Origin of the sequence: Serratia sp. Res13-Sevr-LER1-36-b, assembly GCF_015673035.1 — a bacterium.
GTDB lineage: Bacteria > Pseudomonadota > Gammaproteobacteria > Enterobacterales > Enterobacteriaceae > Chania > Chania fonticola_C.
The window spans coordinates 799,861-820,878 of the sequence record NZ_JADACK010000005.1 but is presented as its reverse complement, the minus strand read 5'-3'; the positions used below and the strand labels follow the sequence as shown (position 1 = coordinate 820,878).

Sequence of the window (21,018 nt, the reverse complement as noted above, 5' to 3'; positions counted from 1 at the left end):
ACTGCGCCCTTCTTCTTCGTTACGCCTGTTTAACCTCTTCACCTTCGCCCTGTGGCCGATGACGTGCCGGGATCAGCATAGCCGCGCCCAAGGCAAACAGCGATATCAACGCCGAGACCAGGAATACCCAATGCATTGAGGCGGCAACATGCCCAATGAGATCCGCCAGCGCCTCTGGCCGCATGGTGTTGCGAACCTCTGGCTCCATCAGCTGCTGCACCGGATCAACCGTGTGTGGCAGCCGCAAATGCAGGTTGATATTCAACGTGGCCCCCAGAATGGCGGTGCCGATGGCCGAACCGACCATCCTGGTGAATACCGTGCAGGCGGTGGCGATACCGCGAATACTGTAATGTGCCGCATTCTGTACTGAGACCAGGAAGGTGGTGTTGCACAACCCCATACCGACCCCGATGATGAACGCCGCAACCCGCCCCCACAGTAAACCACCTGAAGGCTGTAACAACAGCAGGATAAAGCCCCCGCCCGCCAACAGCAGCGCACCAAGCAGTGCTGTGGTGCGATAAGACGTCAGCAGCATCAAACGCCCACTCAGCATACTGGCCAACGGCCAGCCAATCGACATCAAGGCCAACGTGGTTCCGGCTTCCAGCGGAGTTCCCCCCTTCACGCCCTGAATAAAGGTTGGCAGGAAGGCGCTGATGCCCATCATGGCAGCACCGATCACCACGCCGCCAATATTGCCAGCCACAATCACGCGGTTTTGCCACAGGGCCAATGGGAACAACGGTTCAGGAGCACGGCGCTCCTGACGAATTAACAGGTTGAGCGCCACTAACGCCAACGCCAGCAACGGTATGACCCACCATCCCAGCATTTCCGCCTGCAAGAGTGAAAGCAGCAATGCAGCGACAAAGATCGTCAGCCAAGCCGTTCCCGCCAGATCCAACGCATGTTTGCGCCCCTGTTTGAGGTCTGGCAGGTAGCGCCCCAGGAAATACATCGCCAGCAGGCCAATGGGCAGGTTGACCCAAAATACCAGGGCCCAAGACGTGTGTTGCACGATAAATGCACCCAGTAACGGGCCAAGAATAGCCGAAACACCCCAGACGCTAGAAAGATACCCCATCACTTTTGGCCGTTCGGTGGCGCTGTAAATATCACCGATCACAGTGGTGGCGATCGGCATGATCGCCCCGGCGCCCAGCCCTTGCAGCAGGCGGAAGGCAATCAGCCAATACATATTCGATGAGAAACCGCACAGGACCGACCCCAACAGGAACAGCGTGGCGCCAAAGAAAAAGATCGGTTTCCGGCCGTATAAATCTGCCAGGCGCCCGTAGATCGGGATGGTAATGGCCTGTGCTAGCAAATAGACCGAAAACACCCAGCCCAGCAACGAAAAACCACCCAGATCGCCAATAATCGTCGGCATCGCGGTAGCGACAATGGTCGCTTCAATGGCAGACATGAACATCGCCAGCATGCAGGCAATCAGAATCAACGGCCGATGGGCTACTTGGGCGGTGCTCGCAGAAGTGTTAGTGGTCATCAGTTTAAAATGTGTCCCTATGTCTTTTATTTTCCCCGGATTATAACAGCCAAGGGATATTCTGTAGTTTGTCTGGGGAGGTGGTGCACCAAATTCCCGCAACAACGCACCAATCGAACAAATTGTGACGGCGTCACCTATAAATCGTCACCTAATTGAATAATAAGGTATTTCTTAGAAATGGCCTGTAAGCCTCGCCACGCCTGCCTCATCGTTAAAACCTATCTGAACGATAGCGTACGCCAATGATAGTGATTGATTTTAATCAAGTTGCCAACCGCCCCTGGCCATGACAATCCGATTGCCCAATTTATTACCTCTTTATATGTAGGGTTATCTGGCAGTCAACTCATTGGAGCGAGAACATGATTAAAAAAATTATTCTGGGATGTGCCGTTACCGCCGTCGTCGGCTATTTGGGGACCGTCGGCTATGTCTACCATTACGATCAACAGCGTAACCCCGTCGTTGCCAGCAATCAAATCGATACCCTGTTAACCCGCAATGGCTGCGACTATTGCCACTCCAACTCGGCCAAGCTTCCCTTCTATGCCGAGTTGCCGATCGCCAAACAAATTATGGCGCAGGATATCCTCAGTGGAAATCAGCATTTCAACCTTGATGCTACCCGCACTGCTCTGCAACAAAAAACCGCGGTACCTGAAGTCGATCTGGCCAAGCTGGAAGCCGTGCTGCAAAACCAGGAAATGCCACCGCCAATGTACAAGATGGTCCACTGGGCCGGAAACGTCAGCGACGGCGATCGCAATGAACTACTGAGCTGGGTTCGTCAACAGCGCGAACAGTTCTACACTTTGCCGGATACGCCAGCCGAACTGCGCGGTGCCGCTTTACAGCCGGTGCCAGCCTCGCTACCTACCGATCCGCAGAAAGTGGCGCTGGGCTTCCGGCTGTTCCACGATCCGCGCCTGTCGAAAGATAACAGCATCTCATGTGCCCACTGCCATAAGCTGGGCGAAGGTGGCGTGGATGGCCGCGTCTCATCGTTGGGGGTTGGCGATCAGGTTGGGCCAATCAACGCCCCGACGGTGTTTAATGCGGCCTTCAATATGGCGCAGTTCTGGGATGGCCGAGCAGCAGATTTACAGGCCCAGGCCGGTGGCCCGCCGATGAACCCGATCGAGATGGCCTCTGAGTCCTGGGATGAAATCATCGCTAAATTGGATCAGGACGCCTTGCTGAAGGCCGATTTCCGGCGCGTCTATGCTAACGGCTTCACCGGCGATAACATTACCGACGCCATTGCCGAGTTCGAAAAGACGCTGATCACGCCAGATAGCCCGTTTGACCGTTACCTGAAAGGCGATAATGACGCTCTGACGGCGCAGCAAAAACACGGTTATCAACTGTTCCAGCAAAACAAGTGTGGCACCTGCCACACCGGGGTCAACCTTGGGGGCCAGTCCTATGAGGTGATGGGGCTGAAAGCGGATTACTTTGCCGCTCGCGGTAACCCCACGGAGGCGGACCTTGGGCGTTACAACGTCACTAAAAATGATAACGATCGCCACCGCTTCAAAACCCCTACGTTACGTAACATCGCCCAAACCGCCCCTTACTTCCACGATGGCAACGTGGCTTCGCTGCAGCAGGCAGTCAAGGATATGCTGACCTACCAGGTCGGCGTTGACCTACCAGAAAGCGACATCAAGGATCTGGTTGCGCTATTGGAAGGTATGAGCGGTAAATATCAGCCTGCCACGCCTCCTGGAGGTTAATACTTTGGCCACAACACCAGGGTTCTGATAAAGATTCTCTGGTTTTCAGGTGGGTAGACAAGCACAATGCCCACCTGAACCTCTTATTATTCATCATCTGCCAGCACATGAATCAATTGGTCCCTCTGCACCACTATCGCGCCCTGCTGCGCCATCTGTTTATTGCCATCCTACTCGGCATTTGTGCTGCGCTGGCCGTGTGGTTATTTCACCGCGCCATGTTCGGGCTTGAATGGTTGTTGCTGGATCACGAGGAAGGCAGTTTGGTGGCCGCTGCCGCTGCACTGCCCGGATGGCGGAGAGCGTTGACGCCAGCATTGGGTGGATTGGCCGCCGGCTTTTTGTTGTGGATCTACCAGCGGTACCAACATCAAAAACCCATCGCTCCAACGGATTATATGGAAGCGATCGAAGCCGGTGACGGACGATTGGCCGTTAACGCCAGCCTGATAAAATGCCTGGCCTCGCTGTTGGTGGTTTCCAGCGGCAGCACCATTGGCCGAGAGGGGGCGATGATCCTGCTGGGGGCGTTGGTGGGTTCGGTATTTGCCCAGCGCTTTACCCCGGCAAAAGAATGGAAATTGTGGGTGGCTTGCGCTGCCGCAGCCGGGATGGCTAGCGCCTATCATGCCCCGTTGGCGGGTAGCCTGTTTATCGCAGAGATCCTGTTTGGTTCGTTGATGCTGGCCTCGCTTGGCCCAGTAGTGATTGCCGCCGTGAGCGCGCTGCTGATGACCAATCTGCTGAATGGTGGCCAGGCTCCGCTCTATATCGTGGAGCCGCTTGCTGCACCCTGGCCGGTGCAGTATCTGTTAATGGCTTTGGTGGGCATACTGGCAGGCGTTTGTGGCCCGCTGTTTCTGTGGGCGATGGCGGCCAGCGGCCGGGCATTTCGCTCACTTAACCTCATACCGCCATTACAGCTGGCGCTTGGCGGGCTGATCGTCGGGCTGCTTTCCTTGTTGTATCCAGAAGTCTGGGGAAATGGCTATAGCGTGGTGCAATCTTTGCTCTCGGCACCACCGGGGATGCTGCTGGTCAGTGCGATCCTGATTTGCAAACTGTTAGCCCTGTTGGCCAGTAGTGGATCAGGTGCACCTGGTGGCGTGTTTACGCCGACATTGTTCGTGGGGGCCGCATTGGGCTCGGTGGTGGGCCAGATGTTTGGCCTATGGCCAGAGTTGGGTACCGCAGTGCCCATTTTGCTGGCACTGACCGGTATGGCGACATTGCTGGCTGCCACCACTCATGCGCCAATTATGGCGGCATTAATGGTGTTTGAGATGACCGGGGAATATACCCTGCTGCCAGGCATTCTGTTGGCTTGCGTTATCGCCACTACCATTGCTCGCGGGCTACGCCCACAGTCGGTTTATCACAACGCGTAGCGGTCAACCAGCTGCGAAATGTCCAAATATTGTGCCAGCTCACGTTGTTCCGCGCGTGGCAGATAAGGGATCTCACCCAGCAACGGAGCCGGAATACGCTGCTGCATCGCATCGATAGTTTCTGCATAGTGCGCTAAACCAGGGTTGATACGATTAGCCACCCAGCCCAGCAATGGTAAGCCATCGTTAATAATTGCCTGTGCGGTCAATAGTGCATGGCTGACACAGCCCAGTTTGATCCCGACCACCAGGATAACCGGCAGTTGTTCCTGTACCACCCACTCGGCATAAGGACGGAGATCGTTCATCAATACCCGCCAGCCGCCGCTGCCCTCAACCACTACCGTATCGGCCTTGGCGGCAAGATGGTGCAAACCACGGCTCATCAGGCCGTAATCAATATCCTGGGTTGCATGGGCATGAAAAACCTCATCCAGACAGGTGATCGGATTGATTTCGTCATAGGACAGCGGCAGTGAGGAAGAGGCCTGTAAAACTAAAGCGTCTCGATTGCGGATGCCTTCACTGGTTTCCTGGCAGCGTGCCGCAATGGGCTTATAACCCGCCACTGAGCGACCTTGTGCAGCGAAAGCCTGCAATAAACCGCGGGAAACCACAGTCTTACCTACGTCGGTATCCGTGCCTGTAACAAATAAACGCTTTAACATGAATAGATTGCCTTGAAATGCCTCGTTAACCTAAAAAATCGCCGTAAATCACGGCGAGAGTCGTCCTACGGCAAAAGTCTAGGGGATGCAACTCAACGGGGGCTTGAGGTAGCTCAATCTTTTGGCGGTAAATAATAAGAAACTCTGATAAGGGGCATCAAGGCCAATGGAACGAAAACGTACCCAGGTTTTTGTGGCGCCGAGTGCCCCGTATCGGCATGCACCGGGGATCTCACTACCGTTGTTTTAATGGTCGTTGAACCTAACCCCTATTGTCTTTTTGTCCACCACAGTGGGGAGATTTTCTGGATGAATAACTTTCCCGATGGGGGTATAGCGGTAGGAGGATTCAAATGATGTATAGAACAACACCAACGTTTGCGTGTCGTACAACATGAGATCGCCGGCCTGAATGGTCCCAGGCCATACAGGACTTGAAGGCAACTTATAAGGAAGGTCGGCAAATATCTCATTACCATTCAACTCTTCCATGCCAAGTTGCAATGGTAAAGTATTAACAAATGCTTTAGCCGCTGGATTGTCGTGAAGTTTGACCTCAAATTGTTGGTCATCAATATTCATTTTAACCGTCATCGGGCTCTCCTTAAGGGGCGGGTTAATGATCATGTCGGCATGAGCTGCCAAAGTACAAGCCAGCAGCAGACCCGGTATTAAAGTGCTCTGATATTTCATACGATGGATCCAGAAAGGATTAGCCACACCCGTCAGAATGCGGCTTTGGACATTATTTGAGATTAGTTTTAAAGAACGACGTCAGCTTGGCAAATGGGATCATATCGCTACGGTCATACAGATCGACATGGCCTGCCCCCGGCACTATGTACAACTCTTTCGGCTGTCCGGCACGTTTGTAAGCATCTTCGCTAAATTCTTTCGAATGCGCCCGTTCGCCGGTGATGAACAGCATCGGGCGTGGCGAGATCGTTTCGATATCGTTGAACGGATAGAAGTTCATAAACCTCCCAATGCTGCTCAACATCGGTTTTGTTGTCAGCTCTTCTTTCTCACCCGGTGGCGTATAGCTACCTCGCGGTGTGCGATAGAAGTCGAAGAATTCTCGTTGAATTGCAGGCGTTGAATCATCAATCTGGTTAACGGTACCTGGGATATAAACAATGTCTCCGCCATTAAACTCAACAACTCGTTGTTCTATTGCAGATTTAATGAATGCTTTACGCTGTTCAGGCGTAACGGAATGATGAAGACCATGACGGAAAGCAGCCCCCATGTCATACATACTCACCGTGGCCACGGCCTTCATTCTCGGGTCAATTTTGGCAGCACTGATAACGAAGCTCCCGCTACCACAAATACCCAGAACGCCAATTCTCTCCGGATTAACGTAAGGTTGAGTATTCAGATAATCGACTGCGGCACTGAAATCATCCGCATAAATTTCCGGAGAAATAAGATGGCCAGGTTTTCCTTCACTCTCTCCCCAGAAGGAAAGGTCAATTGCCAACGTCACAAACCCTTGTTCTGCCAGTTTCTGGGCATACAGATTTGAACTTTGTTCTTTTACCGCCCCCATAGGATGGCCAATGACAATCGCCGGGTGTTGAGCATTCTGATCCATGCCTTTCGGCATAAACAGATTACCGACCACATTCATCTGATACTGGTTTTTAAAGGCCACCTTTTGCTGGGTGACCTCATCGCTTTTGTAAAAGTTATCGGCTCCGTTAGACATATCGGCTCCAACTGCCGCAAACGAACTGATTAACAGCCCTAACAGCATGGTAAATTTTCTCATCAGAGAATTCCTCATTGGGTTTGGTGGATATCTTTACGTGACGTCAATAGCGCCAGGGCGGCGGCTATCACTAACAAAATGCCGCTGATGGTGAAGGTGCTTTGATAACCGCTATGGTCAAATGCTAACCCGCCGATTGTGGAGCCTAATGCGATGGACAGTTGCACTATGGCAACCATCAGGCCACCGCCAGCTTCCGCATCCTCCGGCAGTGTTCTGGCGATCCACGTCCACCAACCGGTAGGTGCAGCTGTGGCGATTAAGCCCCATAAACCAAGTAGTGTTGCCACGATCCAAACACTCTGACCAAAAGCGATCAGTGCTCCGGCAATAGCGGCCATCAGCAAAGGGATGGCAATGAGTGTGGGGTAAAAACCTGATGCCAAAAATGCGCTAATCACCAGGGTTCCCATAAAGCCAGCAACTCCGATTGTCAGTAAAATAAGCGACAACGTGGTGATATCTACCTGCGTTACCCTCTCAAGGAACGGACGTAGATAAGTAAACAAAGCAAATTGGCCCATAAAGAATAATCCGCAGGCCGCAAGCCCCATCGCCACAAGCGGGTTAGCCAAAAGACGAAAAACAGTACCGGTAGGCTTATCGCTTTTATCAGCCGTCATTGCAGGCAGGCTGAACCACTGCCAGATAAAAACAATCACTCCGACCGGAACAAGGCAAAAGAATGCGCCTCGCCAACCGATGACCGAGCCCAGATAACTGCCAAGTGGTGCAGCTATAACGGTTGCCAACGCGTTACCACCGTTAAAAATGGCCAGCGCACTTGGAACCTTGTGTTGCGGAACCAGGCGAAGAGCAGTAGCGGCTGATAAGGACCAGAACCCACCAATAGCAATACCAATCAGGGCACGGCCAACCATGTAAATCAGGTAACTGGGTGCTAACGCGAGAATGGCTCCGGAGAGCGCCATCAACGCAGTCATACTCAACAATAATGTCTTGCGATCGAGACCTCCGGCCAATGTGGAAATGGAGAGACTCGTCAGTACCGCAAATACGCCGGAAATAGCGATCCCCTGCCCAACCAGCCCTTCACTGACGCCTAGATCTCCCGATATGGGCGTCAGCAGGCTGACAGGCATAAATTCCGAGGCAATGAGCGCAAAGACGCACAACGTCATGGCGAATACTCCGCTCCAGTACGCGCGTTCTTTATGAGGAGAGAGGCCGTTCGACAATATGGGCATAAATTGCTGCTCCCGAATAATCCCCGGCAGTTTTGAGGCAAACCGTGGCCGAACGCTATTCGCAGGAATAACGTCAGGAAAGTAAAAATGAAAAGAGCAACAGCGTTTATCTGCCATCGCTTAATAATCTCTTGCTGGAAATTTTACACTCAGGGTGCATCATTACTAGCTAATGAATACTTAATATGTTTATAACTGTAGCTTATTAATAACACGGGCCATATCTGATGAAACGCAACCTGAACGACCTGCTCTATTTTGTCACGGTCGCACGTGAAAGCAGCTTTACCCGTGCCGCGGCAAAGTTGGGCGTCACGCAGCCTGCACTCAGCCAGGCGATTTCTGCACTTGAAGATCGTATGCAAATTCGTCTGCTGACGCGCACCACCCGTAGCATATCGCCGACTTCCGCCGGAGAGCGGTTGCTACTGGCTATTGGTAATCGCATCGATGAGATTGAAGCCGAACTGGATATGCTGACCGAGCTGCGCGATAAGCCTGCAGGTACGGTCCGTATCACCTGCGGGCCAAATGTTTTACACAGTACCCTGCTGCCAAAGCTGACCCCGCTGTTGCATGAGTACCCGGATATTAATATCGAGTTCGACGCGAACCATGGTTTTCGCGATATCGTGGCAGATCGTTTTGATGCCGGAGTTCGACTGGGTGACACCATTGATAAAGACATGATAGCGGTCCCCATCGGGCCCAAATTACGTATGGCCGCAGTCGCATCTCCGGGCTATTTTTCACGTTATCCTGTCCCCAACACCCCTCATGAGTTAACGCAACACAGGTGCATCAATCAACGTATGGTCAGGTCTGGAGGGTTGTATATCTGGGATTTTGATCAAGATGAGGGGGATCTTAATGTCCGCGTCAGCGGACAGCTCATTTTCAATACCTCTGAACATATTGTTGCTGCGGCGCTCGCAGGACACGGGATTGCTTTTTTGCCAGAAGAAGAATTTGGAGCACATATTAAAGAAGGTAATCTGGTTCGTGTGCTGGAGCAATGGTGCAAACCCTTCCCTGGCTACTACCTGTATTATCCCAGTCGCAAACAGCCTTCTCCTGCATTCTCGTTGGTCCTTGAAGCTCTTAGGATCGGCCAAAAACGCACCCCCGCCAAGGAGACGCTGGAAGTGTAGCTTTTGGATCCAATCCCAGGCAATTAACGCCGTAGCGTGAAAGACGACCGCTAAATCAACCTTGTAGCAACTTCACCAACAATGAACCGTTATACATGGCTTCTTTCACCAGTGCGGCTCCCGGCATGGTGCCTTGGTTGAAGAACTGGGTGGACTCAACTTGGACATGCTCGCTGTACGCAGGCAAGGATTGCTGACGAATGCAGGAAGCAATCGCCGGATGCAGGATTTCTGCGGCACGGTTCAACGGTGAACCCACCAGGATTTTTTCCGGGTTGAACAGGTTGACCATGATCGCCACGATGCGCCCGACGCTGTGCCCGACGCCAAGAATAATATCTTTGGCTAACTGATCGCCAGCCAAAGCCGCATCGCACAGTGATTCCACGGTCAATGGCGCACCATGCAGCATGGAAGACATCGAACCTCCCAAACGTTGCTGGGCAATTTCCAGCATGTTTTCAATGCTGGCGACCGTTTCCAGGCAACCGTGGTTGCCGCAATAGCAGCGCTTACCGTAAGGATCGACCTGTGTGTGACCAATCTCCACCACGCTGCTGCTGCCCGCATGCAGTACGCGTCCGTTAGTGATCACCCCTGCGCCGACGTTATGATCAATGACAACCTGAATGACGTTGTGGCTGCCACGGGATGCGCCATACAGCGCCTCTGCCATCGTCCAGGCGCAGATATCATGTTGAACATAAACCGGCAGGCCAGTCAGTGCCTCTAGCGCTGGCCCCAACGCCATTTCGTTGACGTCATAAAACGGCATGCGGTGAACAATACCCGCGGCGGTATCAATCATGCCGGGCAGCGTAATGGCGATGGCGGTTAAACGTTCCAGTTTGCTTTGGTGGCGGATAAAGAACTGCTCTACTTCGCTGACGATGCGCTGTAATAAAGGCTCGGCATGTTCGGCTTTTAACGGCAGCAGTTCTTCAACCACCATCTTGCTACTGAGATCGCGCAGCGCCAGGGTAATGGTGCCACGGCTGATGCGTGCAGAGAGGTAATGCCAGGCTTCGGTGTCCAGCACCAGGCCAACGGCCGGCCGGCCACGGCTGCCCACTTCCTGATATTCGGTTTCTTTAACCAGATGCGCTTCGAGCAGCTCACGCACTATCTTGGTGATACTGGCAGGTGCCAGCTGTGCCCGCTTGGATAATTCGATGCGCGAAATCGGCCCCAGCCGATCTATCAGCCGGTAAACTGCCCCTGCATTGGTTTGCTTGATCTGATCAATATGCCCAGGCTGCCCATCAGCAATCACACACCCGCTCCTGCTATTTTTCGCGCTTCTAAATAAAGATTAGAGGCTATGGTGGGGCTTTTGGAATACAGCGTCAACTATTTGATTCGTTATGTGATTAACAGCACAAATTCACCGAGCTTTCCGCCAAGAACGCCTCTTATTTACACAGCTTTGGGCTCGAGCATCAGCGCCATTAACGCCTTGGCCGCTGCCGTTAACGGCCTGCTACGATGGTGCACCAACCAGACCTCGGTCATCGCCTCCGGCTCGGCCAACGGGAGATAGGTCACCCCATCGATCTTCACTCTGCCAAATGACATCGGCAAAATGGAAATCCCTAACCCGGCAGCGACCAGACCGATAATAGTCATCGCTTCCCCCACTTCTTGCGTGATGTAAGGGGCGATACCAGCATTGGCCAGTAAAGCCAGAATTTCGTCGTACAGCGCGGTGCCCACTTCGCGGGAAAAGAACACGAAAGGTTCCTGGGCCAAATCACTGAAACGCAGCGTGCCGGGTGCCTTTAGGGTTAACGGGTGGCCATTTGGCACCACGGCAAGCAAGGGTTCGCGTAATAACAACTGATGCTGCAGCGCATCCGGCAGGCGGGTATTGCGCATCACGCCCAGATCCAGTTCTCCGTTGAGCAGCGGCTCAAGCTGCTGCTTGGTGTTCACCTCACGCATTTTGATATGCACATCCGGTGATAACTGGCGAAAGGCTCGCAAGCTACGGGAAACCACGCTGATAAACGGTGCCGAAGAGGTAAAACCAATCGTCAGTTCACCCAATTCGCCACGCTCCAGGCGCGCCGCCTTCTCTGCTGCCCGGTTGACCTGGGCAAGCACCTGATAGGCTTCTTTCAAGAACATCTCCCCCGCCTGGGTCAGGCTGACGTTACGGTTATTACGCGCCAGCAAACGCGCACCCACCATATCCTCCAGTGCCTGGATCTGTTGGCTAAGGGGCGGCTGGGAAATCCGTAGCCGCTCCGCCGCCCGGCCAAAATGCAGCTCTTCGGCGACGGCCACAAAGTATCGTAAATGTCTGAGCTCGATATTCATACTTTAAACGTCTTAATTAGGATGATTAATATATTAGACAAAAAACTGGCCGCTCCCTATGATTTTGTGACTCAAGACGTATTTTTCATCTCCCGAACCCGGTAAGGAACCGCTGTGACAACCGCTTCGCGTTCTGCGGCCAGTATGCCAAAAACGCTGCCTGCCCCTGACAGTGCCCCAACAACCAAACGCACCACGCTGAATAAACTCCCCTACATCGAACGCGGTACACCGCAGTTTATGCGCGTGACCTTGGCGCTGTTCTCTGCCGGGCTGGCTACCTTTGCGTTGCTGTACTGTGTGCAACCGATCTTGCCGGTGCTTTCGCAAGATTTTGGCATCTCCCCAGCGGAGAGCAGCCTTTCTCTCTCCTTCTCCACTGGGATGTTGGCCATCGGCCTGATGTTTACCGGCCCGCTGTCAGATGCTATCGGCCGCAAGTCGGTGATGGTAGTAGCCCTGCTGTTGGCGGAGATCTGTACGCTAATCTGTGCATTCATGACCAGTTGGCACGGCATCTTGCTGATGCGGGCGCTGATTGGGCTTTCGCTGAGCGGGGTTGCGGCAGTCGGTATGACCTACCTGAGTGAAGAGATCCACCCGAGCTTCGTGGCGTTTTCTATGGGCCTCTATATCAGCGGCAACTCGATCGGTGGGATGAGTGGGCGCCTGGTGACCGGGGTGCTCACCGATTTCTTCTCCTGGCGGATCTCGCTGGCGGTGATTGGGGTGTTCGCCTTGGCGGCGGCCTGCATGTTCTGGCGCATTCTGCCCGCGTCCAAGCACTTCCGCGCCAGTTCATTGCGGCCAAAAACGTTGCTGATTAACTTTAAGCTGCATTGGCACGACAAAGGGCTGCCGCTGCTGTTTGCCGAAGGTTTCCTGCTGATGGGCAGCTTTGTGACGATGTTCAACTACATTGGCTACCGCCTGCTGAGCGATCCTTATCATCTTAGCCAGGCCATTGTGGGCCTGTTGTCAGTGGTGTATCTCACCGGTTCATACAGTTCACCCAAAGCGGGTGCCCTGACCTCCAAATTTGGTCGCGGTCCGGTGCTGCTGGCGTCCATTATCATTATGCTGATCGGGATACTGATCACCGCCCTGGCCCCTGTCACAGTGATCTTTATTGGCATGATGCTGTTCACCGCCGGTTTCTTTGCCGCCCACTCGGTTGCCAGTAGTTGGATTGGCCGCCGCGCACGCCGCGCCAAAGGCCAGGCTTCTTCGCTCTATCTGTTCTGTTATTACGTTGGTTCCAGCGTTGCCGGGACGTTGGGCGGGGTGTTCTGGCATAACTTTGGCTGGAGCGGCGTAGTTGCCTTCATCAGCGTGATGCTGTTGCTGGCCCTGCTGGTTGGCCATTACCTGAAGAAATTGCCGGAAGCGGCGCGTATTTAATATCCCGCTCAGGGAAAACCAAGGGGCGCACATGCTGCGCCCCTTCGGCGCTTATTATGACTGAGAAACGCTACTGTCATGATTTTGCTTAATTGGTTTTACCCGTGCTTTTTCCAACATGCATTTTATGGGGCTGTCGCCAGGCGCCGGGCAGCCTCAACGACAGAAGCTCTCCGTCTGGCATGTTCTTCAGCGCTGTCTGGCCCCGTTAACATACGCGCGACCTGTGGCACTGCAGACCACCATCCGGCCAGAGCCAATATCAGAAAAGCCAGGTGATCGGCGTCAAGGGCCTGGGTAACAACTCCCTGGTGCTGCCCATCGGTCACTGCCTGAACCTTATACCTATAATATTCACGTCGCAGTTCTTCGTCTGGCACCTCTCCGTCGTAAGCTAGCCCTTCCCAGCGCATAAGCCTGCTAAGCTCAGGGTTTTCGAGGTGATAGTCATACGCACGCCCCGCGTAATCACCAATATCTTCGACAGCAAAGGATTGTACAGGCACAGCCAATGCTACCTTGGCTAGTTCATTGCGTAACACGGCTGCGAATAACGCTGGCTTGTCGCCAAAGTAATTGTAAACACGTTCTTTATTTACTCCAGCCTGCTTGGCGATCCGTTCGTGGGTGGTGCCATTCGGGCCAAACTGGGCAAATTCAGCCATCGCTGCTTGCAGAATTTTACGTTTCGTCCCTTCAGTATCCCAGGCCATTTTTTACTCTCTTAACTATCGGTTGTGGTTGTCGCGTAATCATACTATAGTAATTTCCAACTAAAACGTTGGAGTTGTAATTTTACCTGTTAACTGGAGTATGAACTATGAAGAACACCATTCTTATCTGTGGATATGGCCCGGGTATCTCCCACGCAGTTGCCCGCCGCTTTGGCAAGGCAGGTCATCCTGTTGCCCTGATTGCACGCAATGTTGAACGTCTTGCTAAAGCGGAAGCAGAGCTGACGGCCGAAGGTATCAAGGTTCAAGCTTTCTCGGCCGATTTGAGCGACGTTAAGGCGATACAGCATGTCGTCAAGGGTGTCCGTGAGATACTTGGCCCCATAGGTATCCTGCACTGGAACGTCTTTCTCGATATCGAAGGCGACCTGCTATCCACCTCTCCTACGGAGCTGAGCAAGAGTTTCGATCTCCGGGTTGCTGGCTATATCGCTGCGGTACAGGAGAGCCAGGAAGACCTTGCAGTATCGAAAGGCACAGTACTGGTGACCAGCGGCGTCATGGCATTGGATCACCCGCAAATCAATGCATTCGCCGTCAATTATGCTGCGCTGGCCATCAGTGTTGCAGCGCAACGTAAAGCCACCCATATCCTGGCGCATACCCTCGCACCACGTGAAATTCATGTCGGTGAGGTGGTCGTCAATGGTTTCGTTGAGGGAACGCCAGGCGGGATTGGAAAAAGTGATACCGTCGCACCGGCAGACATCGCTGAACAATTCTGGGAATTACACGCAGCACGTCAGGTGCACTCCGTTATGGTTGGAGGAGCCGTTCCGGTATCGGAAACAGGATTCTATGGCTGATTACAACAACACTCTAGATCTGGCGGCTAACCCCGCCAGCAATCACACCCACCAAAGCCCAGCTCATAGCGCGAGTGGACGTGAAGTGACGTTACTGGTCGTAGTGGCGTTGTTGGTGCTGACCCAGCTTTATCTGGCAATCCCTCTACTCACACCTGTCGGTCAATCTTTCAGTTCGGCAACACCAGGCTCAGTCACGTTCGCGCTAGCCAGTTGTTTCAGCCTTGCCTATGCTGGAGGATTCCTGTTCTGGGGGCCGTTATCCGATCAGTATGGTCGTCGGCTAATCATGCTGGTCGGGCTGAGTGTTCTGTCGGTTGCCACACTCGCCTGCGTTTTTGCGCCTTCATTGCCTTGGTTGGCAGGGCTAAGGATGTTGCAGGGGCTCGCTGCATCCAGTTTCGCCCCTGCGGCACTGGCCTATCTTTCCGAAGCGGTATTGCCACGCCATCGGGCAATTGCCATCGGGGCCATGTCTACGTCTTTTCTCGTGGCGGGTATCCTAGGGCAAGTGTTCGCGGCTTGGGTGGCACTACAGTGGGGTTGGATCTGGGTATTTATAGCCACGGGAACTGGCCTGATGGCCGTGTTCCCATTCATTGTGCTACTGATCCAGGAACCCGTCCGCACTGCCGTTGATGGCCACCTGGGCCATCGTTTCATCGCGCTAGGCAAGATTGCCATGCGGCCTGCCATTGTGCTGCTTTCATGCGCGCATATCACACTTCTCCTGTCTTTTGTTGCGATGTATACACTGTTGGGGCCGCATTTGGCTGGGTTGAACCTGGATCCTGACCTGGTTATTGCACTTCGCCTGTCTGGATTGCCAGGTATGTTCATGGCCTTGCTGGTTGGGCCGCTTGCAAACAGATTCGGGATGCCGGGCGTCGCAAGTGTGGGTTACCTGGTTGCGGCCGTCGGCCTCACCCTGGAGGCGATTCTGTCGCAGACGATAATAGGTATTGGCATCGGGAGCCTGCTCTTCGTTACCGGTGTAGCTTTGGCTGTCCCGGCAATGATTAGCCGATTTGGCGATCTGGCCGCACCTGACCGCGCAGCTGGCATGGCACTGAATGGCTTTGTCTTGTTCATCGGTGCCAGTATTGGCCCGCTTATCGTGTCATGGGTACCCGATTTCGTCCCGCTCCTTGCGGGGCTGACGGTGGTGCTTTTACTGGCCAGTATTTGCGTGATGAAAAGCGCATCACTTACCTCATCCCCGAGGAAATCATGAACGCTAAACATTCTTCGCTCACTTCGGTCCTCGCTGTCTGGTGGAACTTCTACCGTTTTGTCCTGGTGCTCCACATCGGTATTGGGCTTACTGCTGGTTTTTCTGCTTTCGGCTTGCAGGCAGCTACTGCCGCAGTTGATCATGAATCAGCCAGCATCCCTGATACTCATCATCTCGCCAGTCAGCGTTCAGTTACTCTGGATGGTAAGGTCGTAGTGCTTAGCCGCTACGAGAGGCGTGACGGTCGGAATGCCGCCCTGGAGGGTGAACACTTTAGTACTGTGATCGCCTCCGATGGAACACTCAAAGGTTTTGCCAACATCTCGCTAGAGCTGGCAGGAAAACCTTTACCATCCCGAGAGCGCTCTGAGCAGATTGCAACAGAATTCCTGCGCAGGGCTGCGCCCGATTTACTGGTCAACATGAAGGTGGCTTCTGTCGCTCCCCACAGTGAACCGGTGCGTATTACACACGCTGGCCGTAGTGAGACCGTTCAGATCACCGGCGTAAAGTTCAAGGCGCGTAATCTTGCTGATGGGAGTTGGTTCTGGGTCATAGTCGGCAGCGATGAGAAACCCATGTTGTTCGAACGAGATTTGCAATGGGCAACGCTACTTGCTCGCCGTAAATCGGAACAATGGCTGCATGACCGGTGGATAAAGGCACAGCTTGCCCAACAGATCGATAAAACAGACCATTGGAGCCTACCATGGACTCATTAACACAAATTGTTCTTGGCAGCAGCGTTGCTGCACTTGTCGTCCCTCCACGCCATCGGCGTATGGCGATACTGGCTGGCGGTATACTCGGGACTTTGCCCGATCTGGACGTGGTTTGGTTTAAATTGTTCAGCCGCGATGTTGTTACAGAAGTGACCTGGCACCGGGGGCCATCGCATTCACTTTTGCTGTTAACGGTGTTGGGAATATTGCTCTGGTTAGTGCTTAAATCCCGCAGCAGCCTAGTGCAAAGCTCCCCGCTGCGGTGGCTATTGGCGATCTGGCTTGCCTTGATAACACATCCTCTGCTGGACGCTTTTACCGTCTACGGTACCCAGTTGTTCTGGCCCATGAATACCCCGCCAGTGATGTGGGCGACAATCTTCATCATTGATCCGTTGTATACCGTACCCTTGTTGACAGGGGTTATTGCTGCCTGGCGGCTAACCTCCCAATCCTCGCAGCAAACGAATGAGCCAGGCCGAGACAGGGCGGCACGCAACTGGCTGGTAGCTGGCTTGCTGGTAAGCTCGTTTTACCTAGCGTGGAGTGTCGGCGCCAAAGCACTGATCGACAGAACGGCATCGCAAAGCCTGGCGGTCCTGAACTTACAGAACGCACCACGTTTTTCAACCCCCCTGCCGTTCAATACCCTGGCATGGCGAGTGATCGTGATGGAACCAAAAGGTTACTGGATCGGTGACCGGTCCCTTGTTGCAGATCGAGAGGCAATGCCATTTACTTTTTACCCAAGCGACAACGTTATACTGGAGCAGTTGATATCCGAGCCGCAGTTGGAACGTCTGCGGTGGTTCACACATGGATTTCTCGCTGCCCATACGCAACAACGAAACGATGGTGAGCTTCGTCTGATCCTTGCCGATCTTCGCATGGGATTAGAACCCGACTATCTTTTCCGTTATGACATTGCTGGCAAAGATGAACATGGCGTTTGGTCCGTCACCCCCGAAATTACCCAATTATCCACATCTGCTAATTTCTTCAACACGCTAAGCTGGGTGTGGAGGCGCATTTTTGACAGTAAAGCAATACCGTGATCAGGGCGCATCGATGGAGCACGGTTCATGCTGGATTAGTATCGTGCTCCTCGCCTCCTCATGCCAGCCGGATTATGCGGGGGATATTTTCCGCTCCTAAGCGGCCCCTACTCTTAGGCTGAAGTTGCCACCCTGGTGATACTGCCCTACAATGTATGTTGTAACTAAAATGCGAGGTGATGATGGATAAGTACAGCCTGATCGGCAGAATGAATGCGCGTTTTAGCGAGCTGGAACAGGCGCTGGCGCAACTCCACCAGCAAATCCAGCCGTTGCGATTGCTGGCCGCAAGGGTATTCAGCCTGCCAGAAATCGAGAAAGGTAAGGAGCATAGCGCCATCGAACAGATCAGCGTGCAGCAGCATGTGGGCCAGGCTGCCCGTGACCTTGCCCTGGAACACTACCAACGGCTGTTTATCCACCACAACCGCCAGCATATCAGCAGCAAGGCGGCGGTAAGATTGCCCGGTGTCATTTGTCTTGAGACCGAACGAGCCGAGTATCTGGCGCTACAGCAGCAGATCGCTCTGATCAACCGGCTGAAGGCGGAGCTGGAACAGATCATTACCGTAGAATCTGGCCTGGCACCTGAGCAACGTTTTGAGTTTGTGCATACCCACCTGCACGGATTGATCACCCTCAGCGCCTATCGCTCCATCACCCTGCTCACCAACCCGGACTCGGTGCGTTTTGGCTGGGCCAACAAGCACATCATCAAGAAGGTGAAGCGCGATGATATCCTGGTGCAGTTGGAGAAAAGCCTGAAAGCCGGGCGCGCCGTTCCGCCCTTCAACCGCGAACAGTGGGCGGAACTGGTCAGCCGTGAAATAGATGACGTCAGCCGCCTGCCGCAGAACGCGACGCTAAAAATAAAACGGCCAGTGAAAGTGCAACCCATAGCGCGCGTATGGTATCAACCGCAGCAAAAGCAGGTGCAACACCCCTGCCCGCTACCGCTGATTGCCTTGTGCCAACCAGAGATGGGTGCACAGGTGCCAAAGATCGGTGAACTGCTCAATTACGACGTGGCGGCGGTAAAACACAAATATAAGCCTGAGGCTAAACCCCTGCGCCTGCTGGTGAAACGCCTGCATCTGTATACCGATATTGAGGGATAATTAACGGACGTAAATCGGTTTATCAGGGTATTTGGTTGAACGGGCACAGCATGTGTGCCCCCGCACGTCAAATCGAGCAGTGAAAGTAATTACTCGTCGTTAAGCTTGTAAACACGCAGCCTATGACCATCGGGATCGGCGGCAACAAAGGTGTAGCCGAAGTCCAGTTCGACCGGAGATTGCACGATAGTTAATCCTTTATCCCGCCACTGTTGATAGAGCGCATCGACCTGTTGCGGTTGTTCGCACATAAAACAGATCTCTGTGCCGCCACCGGTCGCCGCCGGTGCAGGCTCTACGGTATGTTTTGACCACATGCCCAGCTTGAAGCCGTTATTCAAGATAAATAAGGCAAAGGTGGGAGACTGCTCGACAGGTTCGGCTCCCAACAGCTGGCGATAAAATTCGGCGCTTTTTTCTGGGCTATCGACATAAATCATGGTCATGCTTGGGGTAGTCATTACGTTATCCTCTGGATGGGAACCGGCTGGCTCCTGATAACGTCACTCTAGTGCACCCTACTGTCAGTTTATGGCAGTAGGGTCATTGGGCAATGCCCTCACTTTCCCGCCACAGCTTCATCAATGCCCGGCGGCCACGCGGATAACGTAGCTCCAACAGCGTTAAGCGGCCAATACGGTCAAGGCGGAAATGGCGTATCGAGCCACGCAATTCGCACCAGGCCATCAGGATCTGCACCTGTTCAAAGTAGCCCATGGCAAACGGCCACAAGATACGCTCGCTGCCATTACCGGCATAATCCCGATACTCCACCTTGATTTTACGCTCTAAACGGATGGCCTCACGGATCGTCACCAGGGTCTCATCCGCCACATAGGCAGTAGGCACCGGGCCGATCAGCAGCGTATTGGCATCCAGCTCTTCACGCAGTTCCGCAGGCAACACGGCGGCAATTTTTGCCAACGCATTGGTTGCCGCCCCGGCAAGTTGGCTGTCACCCCGGCGTTCCACCCAGCGCATACCCAGAACCAGCGCCTCGATCTCAGTTTGCGAGAACATCAGCGGCGGCAGCATAAATCCCGGCCGTAATACATAACCGATCCCCACTTCACCAACAATATCCGCCCCCTGTTGCTGCAGGGTGGCGATATCACGGTATAACGTGCGCATGCTGATCCCCAGTTCTTCGGCCAGGGAATGCCCGGCGACAGGGTAACGATGGCGGCGCAGGATCTGCATCAGGTCGAGCAGGCGTTGAGTGCGGGACATGGGTTACTCCCGTTGCAACAGTTGTTGAATAAAGTCGGCAAAGGCACGGGCCTTGGCCGAGATGAAGTGCCCACTGGGAAACACCGCCCACAGCGCCAACGGTGGTAACTGCCATTGCGGCAAGACGGCAACCACCTTGCCCTCACGTAATTCACTACGAAACAGCCCTTCACAGGCTACCGTCGCACCAAAACCAGCCACCACCATTTCACGTAAGCATTCGGTAGCACTCACGCGCACCCGGCCCTGCAATCGGACCTGTTGCTGCTGTTGCTCATGGGTGAACAGCCACTCCTCAGCGCCACCAGCACGGTGATGGATCACCATATCATGCTGTAGCAACTCCCGGGGCATTTGGGGCATCCCTGCTCTGGCAAAATACGCCGGGGCCCCAATGACTCGTTGGGTTGCTGAGCCCAATTTGCGGGCGGTAAAAGCAGAGTCGGATAAATCACCAATACGCAAAGCGATATCGATCCCCTCAGCGATCAGCCCTAACTCGCCTTCATCAAGCAGCAGATCCATTGCCAACTCCGGGTTGTCGTGTAGAAACCGGCTCAAGTCCGGCAGTTCAATCAGGCGGGAAAACACCGCAGACGAAGCGACCCGCAGCCGACCGGTCAACACCTCGGCCACGCCTGACACGGCCGATTCGGTTTCTGCGACTTCATGCAAGATGTGTTTGGCCCGCAGATAGAGCTGTTGCCCAGCTTCCGTTGGCCGTAAACCGTGAGTGGAGCGGAGAAGCAAGCGCGTATTCAGCTGTTGTTCCAACCGGACAATCGCCTTGGATACCGCCGGTTGACCAACGTTAAGCCGCCGGGCCGCAACGGAAAACGATCCCGCCTCAAACACGCTGATATAGGTGGCGTAGTCGCCTAGCTTGTCCATTCTGCCATTCCCCGTTGGAATAACCATTAGTGATCACTGCACTCTACCCCCATACAACGACAATAGG

At 53.8% G+C, this 21,018-nt stretch carries 20 protein-coding genes; 9 read left to right on the top strand and 11 right to left on the bottom strand.

Going from position 1 to position 21,018, the window contains the following annotated elements; genetic code table 11:
- Positions 1 to 19 precede the first annotated feature (19 nt).
- Positions 20 to 1,513 carry an MDR family MFS transporter gene (locus IMQ33_RS04880; RefSeq protein ID WP_196062554.1) on the bottom strand — a complete coding sequence of 498 codons (1,494 nt, stop codon included), beginning with the start codon at positions 1,511 to 1,513 and terminating at the stop codon, positions 20 to 22.
- A gap of 368 nt (positions 1,514 to 1,881) precedes the next feature.
- On the opposite strand from IMQ33_RS04880, the gene IMQ33_RS04875 reads away from it, so the two are divergent.
- Positions 1,882 to 3,252: a cytochrome-c peroxidase gene (locus tag IMQ33_RS04875; RefSeq protein ID WP_370572750.1), complete on the top strand. Its 1,371-nt coding sequence runs from the start codon at positions 1,882 to 1,884 to the stop codon at positions 3,250 to 3,252.
- 107 nt (positions 3,253 to 3,359) lie between these two features.
- On the top strand, positions 3,360 to 4,640 hold the full coding sequence (gene clcB, locus IMQ33_RS04870) for a voltage-gated ClC-type chloride channel ClcB (RefSeq protein ID WP_021178022.1): 1,281 nt from the start codon (positions 3,360 to 3,362) through the stop codon (positions 4,638 to 4,640).
- On the opposite strand, the gene bioD is transcribed toward clcB, so the two are convergent.
- The 4 genes from bioD to IMQ33_RS04850 form a co-directional block, all read right to left on the bottom strand.
- Positions 4,628 to 5,308, bottom strand: coding sequence for a dethiobiotin synthase (gene bioD, locus IMQ33_RS04865; protein WP_196062553.1), 681 nt, complete (start codon positions 5,306 to 5,308; stop codon positions 4,628 to 4,630). The genes clcB and bioD overlap by 13 nt on opposite strands.
- A gap of 246 nt (positions 5,309 to 5,554) precedes the next feature.
- Positions 5,555 to 6,001, bottom strand: a complete 447-nt coding sequence (locus IMQ33_RS04860; RefSeq protein WP_196062552.1) for a cyclophilin-like fold protein — start codon at positions 5,999 to 6,001, stop codon at positions 5,555 to 5,557.
- Between the two features lie 52 nt (positions 6,002 to 6,053).
- A complete protein-coding gene (locus IMQ33_RS04855; protein ID WP_196062551.1) occupies positions 6,054 to 7,082 on the bottom strand; it encodes an alpha/beta hydrolase in 1,029 nt (342 codons plus the stop codon).
- A gap of 11 nt (positions 7,083 to 7,093) precedes the next feature.
- The gene (locus IMQ33_RS04850) at positions 7,094 to 8,290 is read right to left on the bottom strand and encodes an MFS transporter (protein ID WP_196062575.1); all 1,197 of its coding nucleotides are present in this window, start codon (positions 8,288 to 8,290) and stop codon (positions 7,094 to 7,096) included.
- 227 nt (positions 8,291 to 8,517) lie between these two features.
- Between IMQ33_RS04850 and IMQ33_RS04845 the strand changes: the two genes are divergently transcribed.
- Positions 8,518 to 9,441: a LysR family transcriptional regulator gene (locus IMQ33_RS04845; RefSeq protein ID WP_196062550.1), complete on the top strand. Its 924-nt coding sequence runs from the start codon at positions 8,518 to 8,520 to the stop codon at positions 9,439 to 9,441.
- A 55-nt stretch (positions 9,442 to 9,496) separates the two neighbouring features.
- Here IMQ33_RS04845 and IMQ33_RS04840 read toward each other — a convergent pair whose 3' ends face one another.
- Together IMQ33_RS04840 and IMQ33_RS04835 are read right to left on the bottom strand one after the other, a co-directional pair.
- Complete coding sequence (locus IMQ33_RS04840; RefSeq protein ID WP_065686161.1) at positions 9,497 to 10,714, bottom strand: ROK family transcriptional regulator; 1,218 nt, start codon at positions 10,712 to 10,714, stop codon at positions 9,497 to 9,499.
- 143 nt (positions 10,715 to 10,857) lie between these two features.
- Entirely contained in the window at positions 10,858 to 11,760 is a 903-nt protein-coding gene (locus tag IMQ33_RS04835; RefSeq protein WP_065686160.1) for a LysR family transcriptional regulator, read from the bottom strand.
- 144 nt (positions 11,761 to 11,904) lie between these two features.
- Between IMQ33_RS04835 and IMQ33_RS04830 the strand changes: the two genes are divergently transcribed.
- A complete protein-coding gene (locus IMQ33_RS04830) occupies positions 11,905 to 13,161 on the top strand; it encodes an MFS transporter (protein WP_196062574.1) in 1,257 nt (418 codons plus the stop codon).
- 125 nt (positions 13,162 to 13,286) lie between these two features.
- Here IMQ33_RS04830 and IMQ33_RS04825 read toward each other — a convergent pair whose 3' ends face one another.
- Positions 13,287 to 13,874, bottom strand: coding sequence for a TetR family transcriptional regulator (locus IMQ33_RS04825; protein WP_196062549.1), 588 nt, complete (start codon positions 13,872 to 13,874; stop codon positions 13,287 to 13,289).
- A 107-nt stretch (positions 13,875 to 13,981) separates the two neighbouring features.
- Here IMQ33_RS04825 and IMQ33_RS04820 point away from each other — a divergent pair, with 107 nt between their 5' ends.
- The 5 genes from IMQ33_RS04820 to tus all read left to right on the top strand — a co-directional run bounded on the left by IMQ33_RS04820 (position 13,982) and on the right by tus (position 18,830).
- A complete protein-coding gene (locus IMQ33_RS04820; protein ID WP_098931193.1) occupies positions 13,982 to 14,701 on the top strand; it encodes an SDR family oxidoreductase in 720 nt (239 codons plus the stop codon).
- Positions 14,694 to 15,935 carry an MFS transporter gene (locus tag IMQ33_RS04815; protein WP_230326789.1) on the top strand — a complete coding sequence of 414 codons (1,242 nt, stop codon included), beginning with the start codon at positions 14,694 to 14,696 and terminating at the stop codon, positions 15,933 to 15,935. Before IMQ33_RS04820 ends, IMQ33_RS04815 begins: the two co-directional genes overlap by 8 nt.
- The gene (locus IMQ33_RS26080) at positions 15,932 to 16,657 is read left to right on the top strand and encodes a hypothetical protein (RefSeq protein WP_230326788.1); all 726 of its coding nucleotides are present in this window, start codon (positions 15,932 to 15,934) and stop codon (positions 16,655 to 16,657) included. The genes IMQ33_RS04815 and IMQ33_RS26080 overlap by 4 nt, the downstream gene beginning before the upstream one ends.
- Positions 16,645 to 17,712: a metal-dependent hydrolase gene (locus IMQ33_RS04805; RefSeq protein ID WP_186528917.1), complete on the top strand. Its 1,068-nt coding sequence runs from the start codon at positions 16,645 to 16,647 to the stop codon at positions 17,710 to 17,712. Before IMQ33_RS26080 ends, IMQ33_RS04805 begins: the two co-directional genes overlap by 13 nt.
- Before the next feature lie 182 nt (positions 17,713 to 17,894).
- On the top strand, positions 17,895 to 18,830 hold the full coding sequence (gene tus / locus IMQ33_RS04800; RefSeq protein ID WP_065686223.1) for a DNA replication terminus site-binding protein: 936 nt from the start codon (positions 17,895 to 17,897) through the stop codon (positions 18,828 to 18,830).
- Between the two features lie 89 nt (positions 18,831 to 18,919).
- Here the strand turns inward: tus and IMQ33_RS04795 are convergent, their stop codons facing one another.
- The 3 genes from IMQ33_RS04795 to IMQ33_RS04785 form a co-directional block, all read right to left on the bottom strand.
- Positions 18,920 to 19,291 carry a VOC family protein gene (locus IMQ33_RS04795; protein ID WP_173409344.1) on the bottom strand — a complete coding sequence of 124 codons (372 nt, stop codon included), beginning with the start codon at positions 19,289 to 19,291 and terminating at the stop codon, positions 18,920 to 18,922.
- An 82-nt stretch (positions 19,292 to 19,373) separates the two neighbouring features.
- Positions 19,374 to 20,060, bottom strand: coding sequence for a YafY family protein (locus IMQ33_RS04790; RefSeq protein WP_024530509.1), 687 nt, complete (start codon positions 20,058 to 20,060; stop codon positions 19,374 to 19,376).
- A 3-nt stretch (positions 20,061 to 20,063) separates the two neighbouring features.
- On the bottom strand, positions 20,064 to 20,951 hold the full coding sequence (locus tag IMQ33_RS04785; RefSeq protein ID WP_196062548.1) for a LysR family transcriptional regulator: 888 nt from the start codon (positions 20,949 to 20,951) through the stop codon (positions 20,064 to 20,066).
- Positions 20,952 to 21,018: the final 67 nt, after the last annotated feature.

Bases quoted from the DNA above. Each gene is read 5' to 3' on its own strand.
- IMQ33_RS04880 (WP_196062554.1), bottom strand. From the start codon at position 1,513: ATGACCACTAACACTTCTGCGAGCACCGCCCAAGTAGCCCATCGGCCG.
- clcB (WP_021178022.1), top strand. From the start codon at position 3,360: ATGAATCAATTGGTCCCTCTGCACCACTATCGCGCCCTGCTGCGCCAT.
- bioD (WP_196062553.1), bottom strand. From the start codon at position 5,308: ATGTTAAAGCGTTTATTTGTTACAGGCACGGATACCGACGTAGGTAAG.
- IMQ33_RS04860 (WP_196062552.1), bottom strand. From the start codon at position 6,001: ATGAAATATCAGAGCACTTTAATACCGGGTCTGCTGCTGGCTTGTACT.
- IMQ33_RS04855 (WP_196062551.1), bottom strand. From the start codon at position 7,082: ATGAGAAAATTTACCATGCTGTTAGGGCTGTTAATCAGTTCGTTTGCG.
- IMQ33_RS04850 (WP_196062575.1), bottom strand. From the start codon at position 8,290: ATGCCCATATTGTCGAACGGCCTCTCTCCTCATAAAGAACGCGCGTAC.
- IMQ33_RS04845 (WP_196062550.1), top strand. From the start codon at position 8,518: ATGAAACGCAACCTGAACGACCTGCTCTATTTTGTCACGGTCGCACGT.
- IMQ33_RS04835 (WP_065686160.1), bottom strand. From the start codon at position 11,760: ATGAATATCGAGCTCAGACATTTACGATACTTTGTGGCCGTCGCCGAA.
- IMQ33_RS04830 (WP_196062574.1), top strand. From the start codon at position 11,905: ATGCCAAAAACGCTGCCTGCCCCTGACAGTGCCCCAACAACCAAACGC.
- IMQ33_RS04825 (WP_196062549.1), bottom strand. From the start codon at position 13,874: ATGGCCTGGGATACTGAAGGGACGAAACGTAAAATTCTGCAAGCAGCG.
- IMQ33_RS04820 (WP_098931193.1), top strand. From the start codon at position 13,982: ATGAAGAACACCATTCTTATCTGTGGATATGGCCCGGGTATCTCCCAC.
- IMQ33_RS04815 (WP_230326789.1), top strand. From the start codon at position 14,694: ATGGCTGATTACAACAACACTCTAGATCTGGCGGCTAACCCCGCCAGC.
- IMQ33_RS26080 (WP_230326788.1), top strand. From the start codon at position 15,932: ATGAACGCTAAACATTCTTCGCTCACTTCGGTCCTCGCTGTCTGGTGG.
- IMQ33_RS04805 (WP_186528917.1), top strand. From the start codon at position 16,645: ATGGACTCATTAACACAAATTGTTCTTGGCAGCAGCGTTGCTGCACTT.
- tus (WP_065686223.1), top strand. From the start codon at position 17,895: ATGGATAAGTACAGCCTGATCGGCAGAATGAATGCGCGTTTTAGCGAG.
- IMQ33_RS04795 (WP_173409344.1), bottom strand. From the start codon at position 19,291: ATGACTACCCCAAGCATGACCATGATTTATGTCGATAGCCCAGAAAAA.
- IMQ33_RS04790 (WP_024530509.1), bottom strand. From the start codon at position 20,060: ATGTCCCGCACTCAACGCCTGCTCGACCTGATGCAGATCCTGCGCCGC.
- IMQ33_RS04785 (WP_196062548.1), bottom strand. From the start codon at position 20,951: ATGGACAAGCTAGGCGACTACGCCACCTATATCAGCGTGTTTGAGGCG.